At 58.1% G+C, this 14,491-nt stretch carries 12 protein-coding genes and 1 pseudogene; 7 read left to right on the top strand and 6 right to left on the bottom strand.

Going from position 1 to position 14,491, the window contains the following annotated elements:
- Positions 1-23 precede the first annotated feature (23 nt).
- From LGT41_RS10810 to LGT41_RS10795, 4 genes are all read right to left on the bottom strand, one after another.
- Positions 24-1,172, bottom strand: a complete 1,149-nt coding sequence (locus LGT41_RS10810) for a fumarylacetoacetate hydrolase family protein (RefSeq protein WP_274126894.1) — start codon at positions 1,170-1,172, stop codon at positions 24-26.
- A 171-nt stretch (positions 1,173-1,343) separates the two neighbouring features.
- Positions 1,344-2,126: an ATP-binding cassette domain-containing protein gene (locus LGT41_RS10805; RefSeq protein ID WP_274126893.1), complete on the bottom strand. Its 783-nt coding sequence runs from the start codon at positions 2,124-2,126 to the stop codon at positions 1,344-1,346.
- Between the two features lies 1 nt (position 2,127).
- Complete coding sequence (locus LGT41_RS10800) at positions 2,128-3,057, bottom strand: ABC transporter permease (RefSeq protein ID WP_274126892.1); 930 nt, start codon at positions 3,055-3,057, stop codon at positions 2,128-2,130.
- Positions 3,058-3,141: 84 nt separating this feature from the next.
- Positions 3,142-4,131: a sugar ABC transporter substrate-binding protein gene (locus LGT41_RS10795; RefSeq protein ID WP_274126891.1), complete on the bottom strand. Its 990-nt coding sequence runs from the start codon at positions 4,129-4,131 to the stop codon at positions 3,142-3,144.
- Between the two features lie 230 nt (positions 4,132-4,361).
- Here LGT41_RS10795 and LGT41_RS10790 point away from each other — a divergent pair, with 230 nt between their 5' ends.
- The 4 genes from LGT41_RS10790 (at position 4,362) to dmeF (ending at position 7,648) form a co-directional block, all read left to right on the top strand.
- On the top strand, positions 4,362-5,015 hold the full coding sequence (locus tag LGT41_RS10790) for an SGNH/GDSL hydrolase family protein (protein WP_274126890.1): 654 nt from the start codon (positions 4,362-4,364) through the stop codon (positions 5,013-5,015).
- A gap of 48 nt (positions 5,016-5,063) precedes the next feature.
- Positions 5,064-6,167 carry an ROK family transcriptional regulator gene (locus tag LGT41_RS10785; protein WP_274126889.1) on the top strand — a complete coding sequence of 368 codons (1,104 nt, stop codon included), beginning with the start codon at positions 5,064-5,066 and terminating at the stop codon, positions 6,165-6,167.
- A 318-nt stretch (positions 6,168-6,485) separates the two neighbouring features.
- Positions 6,486-6,695: a metal-sensing transcriptional repressor gene (locus LGT41_RS10780; protein ID WP_420720182.1), complete on the top strand. Its 210-nt coding sequence runs from the start codon at positions 6,486-6,488 to the stop codon at positions 6,693-6,695.
- On the top strand, positions 6,692-7,648 hold the full coding sequence (gene dmeF, locus LGT41_RS10775) for a CDF family Co(II)/Ni(II) efflux transporter DmeF (protein ID WP_274126887.1): 957 nt from the start codon (positions 6,692-6,694) through the stop codon (positions 7,646-7,648). Before LGT41_RS10780 ends, dmeF begins: the two co-directional genes overlap by 4 nt.
- Positions 7,649-7,952: 304 nt before the next feature.
- Here the strand turns inward: dmeF and nusG are convergent, their stop codons facing one another.
- Positions 7,953-8,465 carry a transcription termination/antitermination protein NusG gene (gene nusG, locus LGT41_RS10770; RefSeq protein ID WP_274126886.1) on the bottom strand — a complete coding sequence of 171 codons (513 nt, stop codon included), beginning with the start codon at positions 8,463-8,465 and terminating at the stop codon, positions 7,953-7,955.
- A gap of 420 nt (positions 8,466-8,885) precedes the next feature.
- Here nusG and LGT41_RS10765 point away from each other — a divergent pair, with 420 nt between their 5' ends.
- The 3 genes from LGT41_RS10765 to LGT41_RS10755 are packed head-to-tail and all read left to right on the top strand — an operon-like array spanning position 8,886 to position 12,924.
- Complete coding sequence (locus LGT41_RS10765) at positions 8,886-10,049, top strand: Gfo/Idh/MocA family oxidoreductase (protein ID WP_274126885.1); 1,164 nt, start codon at positions 8,886-8,888, stop codon at positions 10,047-10,049.
- An 11-nt stretch (positions 10,050-10,060) separates the two neighbouring features.
- Entirely contained in the window at positions 10,061-11,698 is a 1,638-nt protein-coding gene (locus tag LGT41_RS10760; RefSeq protein WP_274126884.1) for a heparinase II/III family protein, read from the top strand.
- On the top strand, positions 11,698-12,924 hold the full coding sequence (locus tag LGT41_RS10755) for a glycosyltransferase family 4 protein (protein ID WP_274126883.1): 1,227 nt from the start codon (positions 11,698-11,700) through the stop codon (positions 12,922-12,924). The genes LGT41_RS10760 and LGT41_RS10755 overlap by 1 nt, the downstream gene beginning before the upstream one ends.
- A 506-nt stretch (positions 12,925-13,430) precedes the next feature.
- On the opposite strand, the pseudogene LGT41_RS10750 reads toward LGT41_RS10755, so the two are convergent.
- Positions 13,431-14,457, bottom strand: a pseudogene (locus LGT41_RS10750) (IS110 family RNA-guided transposase).
- Positions 14,458-14,491: the final 34 nt, after the last annotated feature.

The raw sequence follows: 14,491 nt of genomic DNA, 5'->3' as shown, positions 1-14,491 counted from the left end.
GCGCTATGGGCCGGGCCAGTGCCTTAAACAAGGTTCCGGGCGGCCAGGTTCCGCAAAAGATGGCTGGCGCCAAATACCCATTCCGAACACTCTGTTGAAAGCCGAACGGTATTGCGCAATGTGCCAAAGCCGGCAGACGCGATTTCGACGATGTCACCAACTTTATGGGTAAATCCGCTTCCCGGTTGGTCCCTGTCTTGCGTGGGCGCGAACAATGTTCCCAAGAACAGCATGAACCCGTCGGGATATTGATGGTGGCGACCGATAGTCTGGCGCACCAGATCCTCGGGATCGCGGCTGATTTCGCGCATGTCAGAGCGCCCCTCAAGCACGAATCCTTCCGGGCCCGTAATGCGCAAGGTCAATTCGGCGCGTCGAATATCTGCCAGCGAAAACGTGCTGTCGAACAGACGGATCATCGGCCCGATGGAACACGAGGCATTGTTATCCTTGGCTTTGCCCAACAGCAGCGCGGACCGGCCTTCTATGTCGCGCAAGTTCACATCGTTACCCAGGGTCGCACCGACAATCTTGCCAGTGGACGCGACCGCAAGCACGATTTCGGGTTCGGGATTGTTCCACACAGATGATGGATGCAGACCAATATCCGCATTGGCACCCACCGATGACATGACTTGGGCTTTTGTAAAAACTTCCGCATCCGGCCCAATGCCAACTTCCAGATACTGGCTCCAAAGCCCCTCGGCGATAAGGGCCTTTTTGACAGCCGCCGCCTCTGGTGAACCTGGCACAATATTGTGCAAATTCTCACCGATTGCCGACGCGACTTTCAAGCGGATCGTTTCGGCCTGTGCAGGGTCACCCGAAGCGCGCTCTTCGATGACCCGTTCGATCATCGAGCGGGCAAAGGTAACGCCACATGCCTTGATCGCTTGCAAATCACAAGGTGCTAGCAAATATGTGTTGTCGTTGCTGTCATTGGCCGGAAGAAACACAATGTCCTCGATCGCACCCAGATCGACCCCATCACAATTGCGCAGGTAATCCGCAGGGTTATCGAGTTCAAAAACATCTCTGACGGTTGGCGCTTTGAGGCTCGTGATATCGGCCAATCGACCGTTACGCGCGGCAACCACACATGGACCGATGCCCGAACGCCAAATTCGGCCAATGTAAAGGCCGCCCGGATCCAGATCTGACAAAATTGACATTGTTTGCGCCGCCTGTTGTTACGTTTTCCTGCCTGTCGGTTGCGAAATGCATCCCGCAAGAGTTTGTTAAATCAACCAAGGGCGGAATGCCAAGCGCAAGACTGCATAATCGGGCGGATTCAAGCCCGGCGCATCGTGGTTTGGTCTCGGCAAACAGTAATTGGTCATGTGCTAGTCACCGATGCCCAGGCTTTGCTCTAGCTCGGAAATGTCTTCACCACCCGCCATCAAGTTCAGCACTTCCTCACGCGTTTTCGCGCCACGCGCAAATGATGCCGCGACGCGCCCCTGAATTAGCACGCAAAAATTGTCTCCTACTGTCATGGCATGGCGCGCGTTATGGGTAATGAACACGATTCCCACGCCGCTTTCGCGCGCGATAAGCATCATTTTCAGAACCATCGCCGCTTCCTTGACGCCCAATGCCGATGTGGGTTCATCAAGGATAAGTATCTTGGCCCCAAAATACATGGCGCGCCCGATCGACAGAACCTGCCTCTCGCCGCCCGACATTGTGCCAACCAGTTGCCGACCATCAGAAATCCGGGTTATCCCGAATTTTCGCATTTGCTCAATCGCAATCAGATTTGCCTGTTTCGTGTCGATCTGGCGAAACGGCCATCTGCCACGAACGCATTCCGCACCCAGAAAAAAGTTACGCCCCACGCTCATCAGGGGAATAGAGCCGACGTCTTGATGCACGGTGGCGATTCCGCGTTGGCGCGCCTCACGCGGGCTGGAAAACTTCATTTCCACGCCTTCAAACTTCATTGCGCCGCGTGTCGGCTGGTGAATACCGGACAGGATTTTGATAAGCGTTGATTTTCCGGCTCCATTATCCCCAAGCAGGCACAGGATTTTTCCGGGCTCTATCTTCATTGAAACATTGCTGAGCGCCTTTGTAGAGCCGAAGGACTTATCAACATTTACCAGTTCCATAAGCGCGTTTGTCATTTCAGCTCTCCCGGCGGGCGGTTAATGCAAGGCGGCGCACATAGTTGTTTGCAAGAACGGCAATGCCAAGCAGCACCCCAAGGAACAGCTGTATCCAGTCGGTATTCCAACCCGTGTAGAAAATTCCGGTAGAGATTACGCCGAACAAGGACGTTCCCAGCACGATCCCCATCACGCTGCCGTAGCCACCCGACAAGAGTATTCCGCCAATGACGACGACGATGGGAACCTGAAAGACATAGCCCATGCCGTAAGTGGAATTTCCGGAATTCCACTGAACGCCCTGCAAAATACCAACAAAGGCGGCTGCAAACCCGGCGCCGATAAACAAGCTGATCTTAACCCGTTCCACTGGAACCCCCGCGCCGCGTGCGGCTTGCAAGTTGCCACCGGTTGCATAAATCCAGTTGCCAAACACCGTGCGTGAAAGCACCCAATAGCCGATCAATGCGGCAATGGCCCACCACAGGATAGAGATGTTGGCCTGCCCCCAACGTGCCGCGAAAACAAATTTTGCGCTGTCTGTTGTTACAATCGAACTTGATGTGACATTTGCGAGAAGGCGCGAAAACCCCATCGTTGCGCCGATTACAATGAAATTGGTGGACAGGGTTACGATAAAGGACGGCAGGTTGGTTTTCACCACAGCCAGGCCATTGCACAAACCGATAAACATACCCGCCGCCAAGGCCAGGAATATGACCGGCCAGATCGGAAGGCCAAAATGGTTGGTCCCAAGCGCCACAATCATCGAAGCGGCGCCAACGGTCGAGCCGATTGAAAGATCGAACTCGCCCGATATCATCAACAGACCGACGGGAATGGCTATGATCCCCAGTTCTGAGGCCAAATTCAGCCATCCCGCCGTTCCGTTGATTGATATAAAGCCCGCCCCCGCCGTAAATACTGCAAAAAAGGCATATGTCAGCACGAATGCGGCCAGCGCCCCAATTTCAGGCCGGCGAAGGATGGTCATCATTATATGCTCCCAGATTTGATGAAGTTGGTCGCGGCGTCAGTCAGCGCCGCGAACCCCTGCATGGGCCCGATTGACTTCGAGCGTTTGCTCGACATTGGACGCATCAATCACCAGGGGTCCGGTCTTGATGTGGCCGATCGGCTGCAATCCATATTCCAGGAATTGTGATGCGATCTGGATCGACATGAAGCCCTGCAAGTAGGGCTGCTGGTCCATCGCAAATGCAATATCACCCGACTGGATCGCAAGCAGAACTTCGTTTGAAAGATCGGCCGTGCCAATCATCACTTCACCTGCACGCCCGACCTCTTCAACAGCGCGCAGCGCACTCATCGCCGGCACGGCGTTCAAAGTGTAAATTCCGTCAATCTCGGGGTTGGCCTGAAGCGTCCCCTTGATCGCTTGCGTCATGGCCTGCGGGTTTGTGGCATCACCCGTGCCGATGGTTTGATAGATGGTGGCAAGGCCAGCTTCTTCCATTGCGGCGACATACCCGTTGCATCTTTCTTCCACGGTTGGGTTTCCAGGCACCTGATTGAAGCATAGCCCCGTTGTTACACCCGCATCCGCCTGGATTTGGCCGGCCTTGTATCCCATCTGATAGGGATCTTCGCCAACAAAGCCAATTGAACCGTTATCTTCCCACATTGTCTGACCGGAATTATGGATCAGAACCGGAATGCCCGCCGCAGTGGCCTCTCTGATCAATGGGTCCATCCCGTCGGGAAAAAACTCGCCAACCAGAAGCATTCGCGGGTTGCGGCTAATTGCCTGCTGCAAAAGACGCGGATAATCGCTTGTCATATTGGCCGTATCGGTCACGGCAATATATTGGTATTCGATTCCGAATAATTCCGCAGCATCATCAAAGCCCTGCTTTACCGCTGCAAAAAATGGCCATGATAGCGGGCCGCTGACCACGATGATCGGGCCTTCGTCTTGCGCAGCTGCAGGCGTCGCGGTTCCGATTGTAACCGCCACAGCTGCCAACCCAATCGCCCGGGTAAACTTGCTTATCAGCTTCATTCTTCATTCCTCCCTCTGTTGCGTCACAAGGGCCCCACCGAGGATTCTGGCCTTATGACATCATTGATTGATCACCAAAATCCGATCACTGTCAATAGTTATTCAGAGTGAATGAATATTGACAGGGCCCTTTCTGCCACCTAGTGTTTGGCAAGTTTTCGCACGCAACCCCAAGGCGCGCCGTGCCGTTCAGCCCATATGTTTTTGGCTTGCTAAAGGATCAGACTGGAATGAGATCGCTACTTTGTTATGGAGATTCCAACACTTATGGGCAGACAACCGCGCACCGGCCGGATGATCGTTATCCTTTGGACATTCGCTGGCCCGGAATTGTGCGAGCCGCACTTGCTGGCCAATGGCACGTTATCGAGGAAGGCCTGAGCGGTCGGACCACCGTAAGTGACGACCCGATCGAGGGCCAGGACAAGAATGGGCGCACATATTTGCGCCCCTGCATCATGAGCCACAAGCCACTCGATCTGGTTATCATCATGTTGGGAACCAACGATCTCAAGGTAAGGTTCAATAAAACTGCCGGTGAAATTGCGATGGGGGTCAGCGCATTGGTTTCCGATATCAAATCCATGCCCGCCGGTATAAATGGGGGAACGCCAGAAATTCTTATTGTCGCGCCGCCGGTTATCGCTTCGGATCTGAAGGAATGGTCGGGCGTGTTTCAGGGGGCGCTCGAAAAGTCACAATCCTTGGCGCAGGAACTGGAACAAATTGCAGAGGCGCAAGCTGTTCATTTCTTTGCGGCACAACTTGTCGTAACGTCCAGCCCGGAAGATGGGTTTCATCTTGATGTTGATGGGCACCGCGCGTTGGGAAATGCTATTGTCGAGGAAATTCAAGCGATTGGTTGGACCGATGCGCGCAATTAAAAGATAGACGCCCAATTCGCCCACCCCGCTACAAATGAAAGCCCGAAAATGCCCGACATGAGATTTGCCCCGCCGCCCAGCCTTCGCATTGCTGATCGCAGCGGCGGCATGAACCAGATGACCGTCCGCAGCTTCAACGAACGGCTCATCATGTCGTTACTGCTGCAAAATGAAGGTATGACACGGCTGGCAATTGGCCAGGCAAGCGGCCTTTCGGCGCAAACAATCTCTGTCATCGTCCGCGCATTGGAGCGCGATGGATTTGTTTCTCCCGGTGTTGCGGTTCGTGGTCGGGTGGGGCCGCCAACTGTCCCGGTTCGCCTGAACCCTGAAGGGGCGTTTTCCATCGGCGTCAACATCGAAACCTGCAATCTGGATGTCGTTCTGATTGACTTTGTAGGTGAAATAAAATTCCGCAATTCGGTCAAATATACCCATCCGGATTGTCAGGAAATCGCCCGACTGGTTTTGGAGCTGATCGACAGCGCCATATCAACACTTTCGCCTGACAAGCGCGCGCGCGTCGCGGGCGTCGGGCTGACATTACCCGTTGATATCGATGATCGAATCGCCTCGGGAAACAAGGACTCGCTCGCGAATTTCGATTTCGAGTCACTGATACGGGATGCGACGGGGCTTGATGTATATATCCAGGACAATATTACCGCGGCGGCCAGTGCTGAAAGCATGTTTGGTGCCGCAAGGGGGTTAAATGACTATCTCTTTTGCTTTGCCGGCCCCCAAATTTCAACTCGGCTAATTCTTGGAAACAGGATTTATGCAGGTGAACCCCCAAATGCGTTGGATGACAACGCTCTGGCCTTGCTGGACAGGCTGCTCGACATTCGCGCAGCCGACCCTGCCCTTGAAGCGCCCGGGGCGATCGAGCTGACAGAAGAATTCGATGAGTTACGCCAAATCGTCATCACCCTGTCGAAATTCGTTTCGATAAAAACCGTAATTCTCGGGGGCTTGCTGCCGCAAGCCTTTGGGCGGGACATATCTCAAAAGATACAAAGACAACTCGAAGACCACTACGGCACGGACCACGCACCAAGCCTCAAATTCAGTTTGCTCGGCCCTTGGTTGCTTGCAATGGGTGCAGCATGTCTAACCTTTCATTCACGCTTCATGGCTGAAAATACTATTTGAATCAGGGTTGTTTAGGCGCATTAGCCCAAAGCGCGACAAGCGCAAAATATCGAAAATTCAAGCCTCGTCGCCGCAGCCAATTCAGCATGGGATGCTTCAATATCTACCCGTGAACATCTGAATCGAAATTTGCTGACATCATGCTCTGGCAGGGTGGTGGGGGGATCGTTTCGCATGGGGGTTGCATGAATCATTTCGCTTTCAGCATTGGATCATACTTGCGGAACCCCAATAAATAGGGTAGCCCCCTATCCTATGGGACACACTGTTGAAAACAAATCGAAGCTTCTGGCGCGGGTTCGCCGGCTGAAGGGCCAGATGGAAGCCATCGAACGCGCGCTGGAGGCCGAAGCCTCCTGTGCCGAAATCCTGAACCTCGCCGCCTCGGTTCGCGGGGCGACGAACGGCCTTGTCGTTGAACTGCTGGAAGATCACCTGAACAACCATGTCGTCCGCGCTGAAGACGACGCCCTGCGCAAGGCCGGGGCGGATGACATGATCGAAGTCATGAAAAGGCACTTGAAATGAGCGCACACCCCGACACTGCCGCACCACACGATCACGTCTTCCTTGGTGAGAACCACGCCCGCAACGAGCGCCGCACATGGGCCGTGATCGCGCTGACCGCAACCGTAATGGTTGTGGAAATCGTCGCGGGCACGATCTACGGGTCTATGGCGCTGCTTGCCGACGGCTGGCACATGTCCACCCATGCCTCGGCGCTTCTCATCACGGCGCTCGCCTATCGCTATGCGCGCCGACATGCGCGCAACCCGCGCTTCACCTTCGGAACCGGCAAGCTTGGCGATCTGGCAGCCTTTGGCAGTGCCACCGTCCTTGCCATCGTCGCCCTGCTGATCGGCTGGGAAAGCATCGTGCGGCTGCGCAGTCCGGTCCCGATCAGCTATGACGAGGCGATTTTCGTGGCCATCCTCGGCCTTGTTGTGAACCTCGCCAGCGCATGGCTGCTCAGGGACGATCACAGCCACCACCACGGCCATCAGCACCACGACCACGCGCATGATCACGATGCGCCCGCCGCCCGCGCCGGGCACCGCGACAACAATCTGCGCGCCGCCTATCTGCATGTTCTGGCCGATGCGCTTATCTCCGTCCTTGCCATTGCAGCGCTTCTGGCGGGTCGCAGCTACGGCTGGGTCTGGCTCGACCCGGTGATCGGCATCGTCGGTGCGCTTGTCATCCTGCGCTGGTCCTGGGGCCTGCTGCGTGACAGCGGCGCGGTCCTGCTCGACTATCTGCCCGCGCGCGAGGAGCTTCCCTCCGAAGTGCGTGCTGCCATTGAAAGCGAGCATGACAAAATCGTCGATCTGCATGTGTGGCAACTCGGACCGGGCCATCACGGAGCTATCATCTCGATCCTGAGTTCCGACCCGAAGCCCGTCGCAGCCTACAGGGCGCAACTCGCAGACCTGCACGAACTCGCGCATGTCACGATCGAGGTCCAGCGCAGAGCGGCCTGACCGATCAGAACCGGGCTTTGAAGCAGTGGGCCACCGGGTTCTGGCTGCGGCTGCCGCTTCTGGCCTGAACAATCACCGGTAGCCGTCGGGGCCAGAGAACCGGGGCCAGTGACCGCAGATTCCCGGCATCCTGCCACCGCTCAGTCGCGACGATGGATCTTATCGGGCACGATCTCGACCCGGATTTGCCGGTCCCTGCCCCGCCGATTTTCGCCCTACCCAAAGTGGCACCTGATCAGTCTTGTTTCTCGCCTTTCGGCTGTTGTGCCAGCCAATTTACGGACAGGTCCTACGATTGGCGACCTCAAACAGCCCGCAGCTGATCCGCCCCGACGGCCACGCGTGTCTGCGCACCCATGACCTCCATCAGGACCCAAACGCGCCGGTTGGGTGCAATATTTTCGACCTCGGCCACAAAATTGGCAAAGGGCCCCTTGGTCAGGGTCACCTGATCACCGGGTTTAAGAAGCTTCGGCGGCAGAAATTTGCCCTTCGCGTCACACCTCAGCATCAACTGTGAGACAAGATCCCGTGGAACCGCCGTAGGCTCCTTGCCAAGGCTCACCAGCCGCGTGATGCCATAGGTCGAATTTACGGCGCGCCAAAACCCGCAGGCAGCGTCAAAAGCCACGAAAATGTAGCCGGGAAACAGTGGCCGCATGGCAGTAACAAACTTGCCGTTCCGCTGGCGCGTTTCTTCCTCCAGCGGCATGAAGGTTTTGAAGCCCTGGCGCTTGAGGTTCTTATCTGCGATTTTAGCGCAGTTCGGCTTCAACTGCGCCAGAAACCAGCTTGTTCCACGTTCATGAAATGTCATATGGCAACCTCATTAAAACCATACCTCCCACATATCGCTCAAACTTGAACGGATGCAAGCAGGCTTTTGCAGCTACGAAGTGGAGTTTTGATGAAGGTGACACGCCGAAATCCCCTCAACGTTTTGTAACAGTTTTGAAAATCCTGATCTGTCAGCTAGGGGCTGTGGTCAAATCAGGCTCGCGCAAACCCTCGGCGTGAGTGGGTCTCTCTGCCTGAGACTCCACCAATGGTTATTGGCCGCTTCATTCGCCGATATGGCGAAAACTGGCGTAGTTTCGTATATATCCCTTGTTCGCGTGCGCAGCCTTTGCTATCGCTCGAAGTTGAACGATGTGGAAACCAACCTCATCATCAACTTTGCATCCAGCAAGGCACCCAGCGGGCAACCCTTGTGCGGTAGCCTGAGAAATTCCAGAACATGACGAGCAAGCGCACCAGGCTGCAGGAAGACACGCATTTTCGCGTGATTCGCCTTCTGCAAGAGAACCCTGAAATGTCACAGCGTGACCTGGCCGCAGCGGTTGGGGTTAGTGTTGGGGGTATCCTCCTCAACTACCCTCGCGCGGCAGAAGGTGAGGAAGCGGCGCTCGAACGCGTCGTCATGCTCGATGCAGCACGCCCCAAGGCCAGCAAAGGCAGCGTCGCCTTCCTCGGGGCGGGCAACTACGCCAGCCGTATGCTGATCCCGGCGTTCAGGGCGGCGGGTGCCGACCTCGACACCGTCATCAGTTCCGGTGGTATCAGCGCGGTGCATTCCGGCAAGAAGTTCGGCTTCCGCGAAGCCGCGACCGAGGCTACGGACGCGCTTACCAACACGGATATCGACACGATGGTCATTGCCACCCGCCACGACGCCCACGCAAAACAGGTGCTGGAGGCGCTGCGCGCGGGCAAGCACGTCTTCTGCGAGAAGCCGCTCTGCCTGACGCTGGATGAGTTGGCGGAGATCGAAGCAGAGAAGGCCACCCGCCCCGAGCAGCATTTGATGATCGGCTTCAACCGCCGTTTTGCCCCGCACATCATCCAGATGAAAGGCCTGCTGAACAAGATCGACCAGCCCAAGACATTTATTATGACGATCAACGCGGGCGACATCCCCGCCGATCACTGGGCGCAGAACCCGGCGGTGGGCGGCGGCCGCATCGTCGGCGAGTGCTGCCACTTCATCGATCTACTGCGCCACCTCGCTGGTGCGCCAATCGTAGCTCATCACGCGGTCTCACTGGGCGAACACACGGCCATCGCCATCCGCGAGGACAAGGCGGTGATCACGCTGCAATTCGCCGATGGCTCGGTCGGCGCAGTGAATTACCTTGCCAACGGCCATCCTAGCGTCGCCAAGGAGCGGCTGGAAGTCTTTGTCGCCGGGCGCGTGCTGCAGCTAGACAACTTTCGGCGCCTTACCGCGCGTGGCTGGTCCAAAGTAAGGCCAGTCAGACTGTGGAAGCAGGATAAGGGCCAGGTCGCCTGTGCCACCGCCTTCATCGAGGCGGTGCGTAGCGGCAAACCCGCACCGGTCTCCGCAGCCGAGCTGTTCGAGGTTAGCCGTGTCTCGATCGAAGTGGCCGAGAGTCTGCGCTGAAGGAGCCCAATATGCCGTCGCTGAAGGCGTTGCCGCGCTACTTTCACACGCTACGCCATCTGCGCCCGGTGCAGATTTATGGAAGAGCCATTTTCCGGCTGGCACGCCCCATCCCGGACCTTGCGCCCGCCCCAGCCATGCGCGCGGTGCCTGGGCGTTTCGTGGCCCCCGCCGCCCGCGCGGCCTCGGTTACCGGGCCGGAGGACTTCGTCTTCCTCGGCGAGGCGGGCAGTCTGGCCCGCAACGGCTGGGACGACCCGGCCAAGGCCAAGCTCTGGCGCTACAACCAGCATTATTTCGACGACCTGAACGCCGAAGACGCCAAGGCACGCCGCATCTGGCACGCCGGCCTGATCGCCCGCTGGATTGCCGAGAATCCGCCCGGAACAGGATCGGGCTGGGAGCCTTACCCGGTTTCGCTGCGGATCGTGAATTGGGTGAAATACGCCCTGACCGGGGGCGCGCTCGATGAGGCGGCGCGCCACAGCCTCGCCGTTCAGGCGCGCTGGTTGACAAAGCGTCTGGAATGGCACCTGCTGGGCAACCACCTCTTTGCCAATGCCAAGGCGTTGCTCTTTGCCGGGTTTTGCTTCGACGGGCCGGAGGCCGCGGGCTGGCGGGCGCGGGCGCTGTCGATCCTGGGTCGTGAAATGCCCGAGCAGATCCTGCCCGACGGTGGACAGTTCGAGCTGACGCCGATGTATCACGCCCTCGCCGTCGAGGATGTGGCAGATATGCTCAACCTGCTGACCGCCTGCGCTTCCGTCCTGAATGCAGCCGAACGCGCGCTGGCGCAAGATTGCGCAGTGCGGTTGCCGAGAATGCTGCGATGGCTTGATGCCATGTCGCATCCCGACGGAAGGATTTCCTTCTTCAATGACGCGGCGTTCGGCGTTGCACCGGAGAACGGCAATCTGCACGGCTACGCCGAAAGATTGGGGATCCTCACAGAGCCGCTATCGCCTGGGCTCACACATCTGGCTGACAGCGGTTTTACCCGCATGGCGCGCGCAGAAGCCGTGCTGCTGGTCGACATCGGCCGCGTTGGGCCGGACTATTTGCCCGGTCACGCCCATGCAGACACGCTTTCCTTCGAGCTGTCCCTAGGCGCTGAACGGGTCATCGTCAATTCCGGCACGTCGGAATACGGGACAACAGACGAACGTCTGCGCCAGCGCGGCACACCGGCGCATTCAACCGTCACCCTGGACGGCGCAGACAGTTCCGAGGTCTGGAGCGGCTTTCGCGTGGCGCGCCGCGCCCGGGTTGATAGGGTGGAAACTGGCGATACGGCTGCGGCGCTCACCGTTTCGGCCCGCCACGATGGCTACACCCGCCTGCCCGGCGGCCCGCGCCACAGCCGCCGCTGGACCCTCACGGACACGGGGCTCACCATTGCCGACCGGCTTGACCCGACAGCCCGGGGCACCGCCCGCTTCCACCTGCCCCCCGGCGTCATTGCCACATCCGAAGGCAATCACGGCACACTTGCCCTGCCCTCGGGCCGGGTGCTGCACTGGCGCGCCGAGGGGGCCGCCGCGCGCGTCGCGCCATCCACCTGGCACCCGCGCTTCGGCCAGAACCTGCCCTGCCAGTGCCTGTCGCTGGACTTCACCGGCGCCATGAGCTTCGCGGTGGACTTCAACTGATGCACATCCTGTTCATGACCGACAATTTCCCGCCCGAGACCAACGCCCCCGCCGCGCGCACCTTCGAACACGCGCGCGAATGGGTAAAGGCGGGGCACCGTGTCACCGTTATCACCTGCGCGCCGAACTTCCCGTCGGGAAAGGTCTTCGACGGTTACCGCAACAAGCTTTGGCAAAGCGAGGAGATGGAAGGTATCCGCGTCATCCGCGTCTGGACCTACATGACAGGCAACGAGGGCTTTGCCCTGCGCATCCTCGATTTCGTCAGCTTCATGGTCTCGGGCTTCCTCGCGGCGCTCTTCGTGCGCAAGCCCGACGTAATCATCGGCACCTCGCCACAGTTTTTCACTGCAGTCGCCGCCTGGGGCGCGGCTGCAATAAAACGCAAACCCTTCGTATTTGAACTGCGTGACATCTGGCCAGAGTCGATCCGCGCCGTTGGGGCGATGAAAGAGTCCCGTTTGCTCAATATGCTCGAAAAGTTAGAGCTATTCCTCTACCGCCGCGCCAAAGCTGTGATTTCCGTTACTCATTCCTTCAAGCGCAACCTGATTGGGCGCGGCATCGACGGAAACAAAATTCACGTAGTGACCAATGGTGTTGACGCAAACCGCTTTCACCCCATCGAGAAGAACGCTGCGCTGCAGGCGGAACTGCGCATCGAAGGCTGTTTTGTTGCGGGCTACATCGGCACACACGGTATGGCCCATGCGCTGGACACGCTTCTGGATGCAGCCGCTATTCTGCAAGATGACCCGCAGACGCAACATATCCGCATCCTTTTCTTGGGCCACGGCGCCGCGCGTGACGGGCTTGTAGCGCGGGCAAAGGCCTTGGGACTAAAGAACGTGATTTTCCGCGCCTCCGTGCCACGCGATGCGGTGCCGGCCTACTGGTCGGTTCTCGACGTTGCGCTGATCCACCTGCGCCGCACCAAACTCTTCACCACTGTGATCCCGTCGAAGATGTTCGAATGTATGGGAATGGGAATCCCAATTGTTTTAGGGGTCGAAGGCGAGGCCGCCGAGATCGTGCGCCAGTCCGCAGCCGGGGTCACGTTCGAACCAGAAAATTCCAGGCAACTCGCCGATAAACTAAAGACTTTGAGCAACGAACAGAACCTGTTGAGGCAAATGTCCCTGGCGGGCGTTGCCGCAGCGCAAAAATACGATCGAGCTACACTCGCCCACGCGATGTTGGCCATCCTCCAGAAAATTTCCAGATAGTCATTTGATTTCAGCGTGCTGGAACCCTGACGTAACTCCGATCTTCTGCCTCTTTCGCAAGGCAAATCACGTGAAGTCCAACCTTGATCGCCACCACCAATAATTCTTGCAGCCCGCAACCAGCGTTCAGCTTTCCCGCATAACCCTCGAAAACAACGGAAAAATCCGGCCGCAGCCGGATCGGGAGAACGCTTTCGCGGGGGCAAGTGGCGGAGGGGGTGGGCCTGAAAGACAACCTTCTTTTGTGGATGCCGCTCGGTTTGCAAGGATTTTCTGATCTTCTGGACATGTGATCGAGTGCGTACTTTTGTCAGGCCTGTTCGTGCGGCTGACATTGCGCCGCTGGCCGGGATGGTGATGCGCGGACCCGGTCCAAATCACCAACAGCGAGCTCGAGGCTCGGAGAAGGTTTCTGGTTTTCCCGACCCGGATCATGCCGATCATTTGCCCATTCGGATCTTGCCTTCCTCACAACTCGGTGGCCCGGGTGATTGCGCGACGCCGGATCAGGCGCCGATCACCACACGGCCGCGATAGTTCTCGTCTCGCGAAAGCATCGCCCAGATGCCGCGCGTCATCTTGTTCGCCAGCGCGACCGCCACAACCGGTATGGGCTTTCGCTCCAACATCCGGGCCATCCAGGACCCCTTCGGCGCCCCACGGCGTGAGGCCCAGCGGATTAAGGCGGTCGCCCCGATCACCAGCAATCGCCGAATATCGCGTTGCCCCATCTTCGAGGTCTTCCCCAGCTTCTGTTTGCCGCCGGTGGAATGCTGTCGTGGCACCAGGCCGAGCCAGGCGGCAAAATCGCGCCCACGGCGGAACAGCTCCATCGGCGGCGCGAAGGTCTCGACCGCAAGCGCTGTGATCGGGCCGACGCCCAGCATGGTCTGCAACCGCCGGGGCATCTCGGCCTCGTTTGATATGGTGGCAATCTTGGCTTTCAGCGCATTGATCCGGTCGGTCAGTTGCGCGATCTGCTCGAGGAGCATCCGGCAGATTTCGCAAGCCAGATCCGGAATGCCCGCATCCGGATCTTCGACGACCCGTTCCAAGCGTGGGACATAGCCGATTCCTACGGGCGCGACATAGCCGAACTCGTAGAGATGGGACCGGAGCGCATTAACGGCTTCCGTGCGTTGTTTCACGAACTGCTCGCGCGTCCGGAACGCGACGGCACGGGCCTGCTGTTCTGCGGTCTTGGGTTCCACGAACCACATCGTCGGTCGCAGCGCGGCTTCGACAATAGCCTCCGCATCGGCCGCGTCATTCTTCTGCCTTTTGAGGAACGGCTTGGCGTAATGTGGCGCGATCAGCCGGACCCGGTGCCCGTGCTCGGTGAATTCCCGCGCCCAGTGATGGGCGCTGGGGCACGCCTCCATCGCCACTTCGCACGACGGATTTTCGCCATGAACCGCGCAAATTGCGGTCGTGACAATTTCTTGCGGAACACGACCGATCCGTCCGCAGCCGCCGCGTGCAGCTGAACACGTTCTTTGCCAGATCGACGCCGATGATGCTAACTTCTTCCACGGATGCCCTCTCTTTCACTTGTGTTTTCAACACC

It is taken from the genome of Abyssibius alkaniclasticus, from assembly GCF_020447305.1.
GTDB lineage: Bacteria > Pseudomonadota > Alphaproteobacteria > Rhodobacterales > Rhodobacteraceae > Abyssibius > Abyssibius alkaniclasticus.
Note: the sequence above shows the minus strand (reverse complement) of the source record. Positions and strands in the feature narration are given on the sequence as shown.

What these genes read in the sequence shown, in the direction of transcription:
- LGT41_RS10810 (WP_274126894.1), bottom strand. Translation starts at nt 1,172, where the DNA reads ATGTCAATTTTGTCAGATCTGGATCCGGGCGGCCTTTACATTGGCCGA.
- LGT41_RS10805 (WP_274126893.1), bottom strand. Translation starts at nt 2,126, where the DNA reads ATGACAAACGCGCTTATGGAACTGGTAAATGTTGATAAGTCCTTCGGC.
- LGT41_RS10795 (WP_274126891.1), bottom strand. Translation starts at nt 4,131, where the DNA reads ATGAAGCTGATAAGCAAGTTTACCCGGGCGATTGGGTTGGCAGCTGTG.
- LGT41_RS10790 (WP_274126890.1), top strand. Translation starts at nt 4,362, where the DNA reads ATGAGATCGCTACTTTGTTATGGAGATTCCAACACTTATGGGCAGACA.
- LGT41_RS10785 (WP_274126889.1), top strand. Translation starts at nt 5,064, where the DNA reads ATGCCCGACATGAGATTTGCCCCGCCGCCCAGCCTTCGCATTGCTGAT.
- LGT41_RS10780 (WP_420720182.1), top strand. Translation starts at nt 6,486, where the DNA reads ATGGAAGCCATCGAACGCGCGCTGGAGGCCGAAGCCTCCTGTGCCGAA.
- dmeF (WP_274126887.1), top strand. Translation starts at nt 6,692, where the DNA reads ATGAGCGCACACCCCGACACTGCCGCACCACACGATCACGTCTTCCTT.
- nusG (WP_274126886.1), bottom strand. Translation starts at nt 8,465, where the DNA reads ATGACATTTCATGAACGTGGAACAAGCTGGTTTCTGGCGCAGTTGAAG.
- LGT41_RS10765 (WP_274126885.1), top strand. Translation starts at nt 8,886, where the DNA reads ATGACGAGCAAGCGCACCAGGCTGCAGGAAGACACGCATTTTCGCGTG.
- LGT41_RS10760 (WP_274126884.1), top strand. Translation starts at nt 10,061, where the DNA reads ATGCCGTCGCTGAAGGCGTTGCCGCGCTACTTTCACACGCTACGCCAT.
- LGT41_RS10755 (WP_274126883.1), top strand. Translation starts at nt 11,698, where the DNA reads ATGCACATCCTGTTCATGACCGACAATTTCCCGCCCGAGACCAACGCC.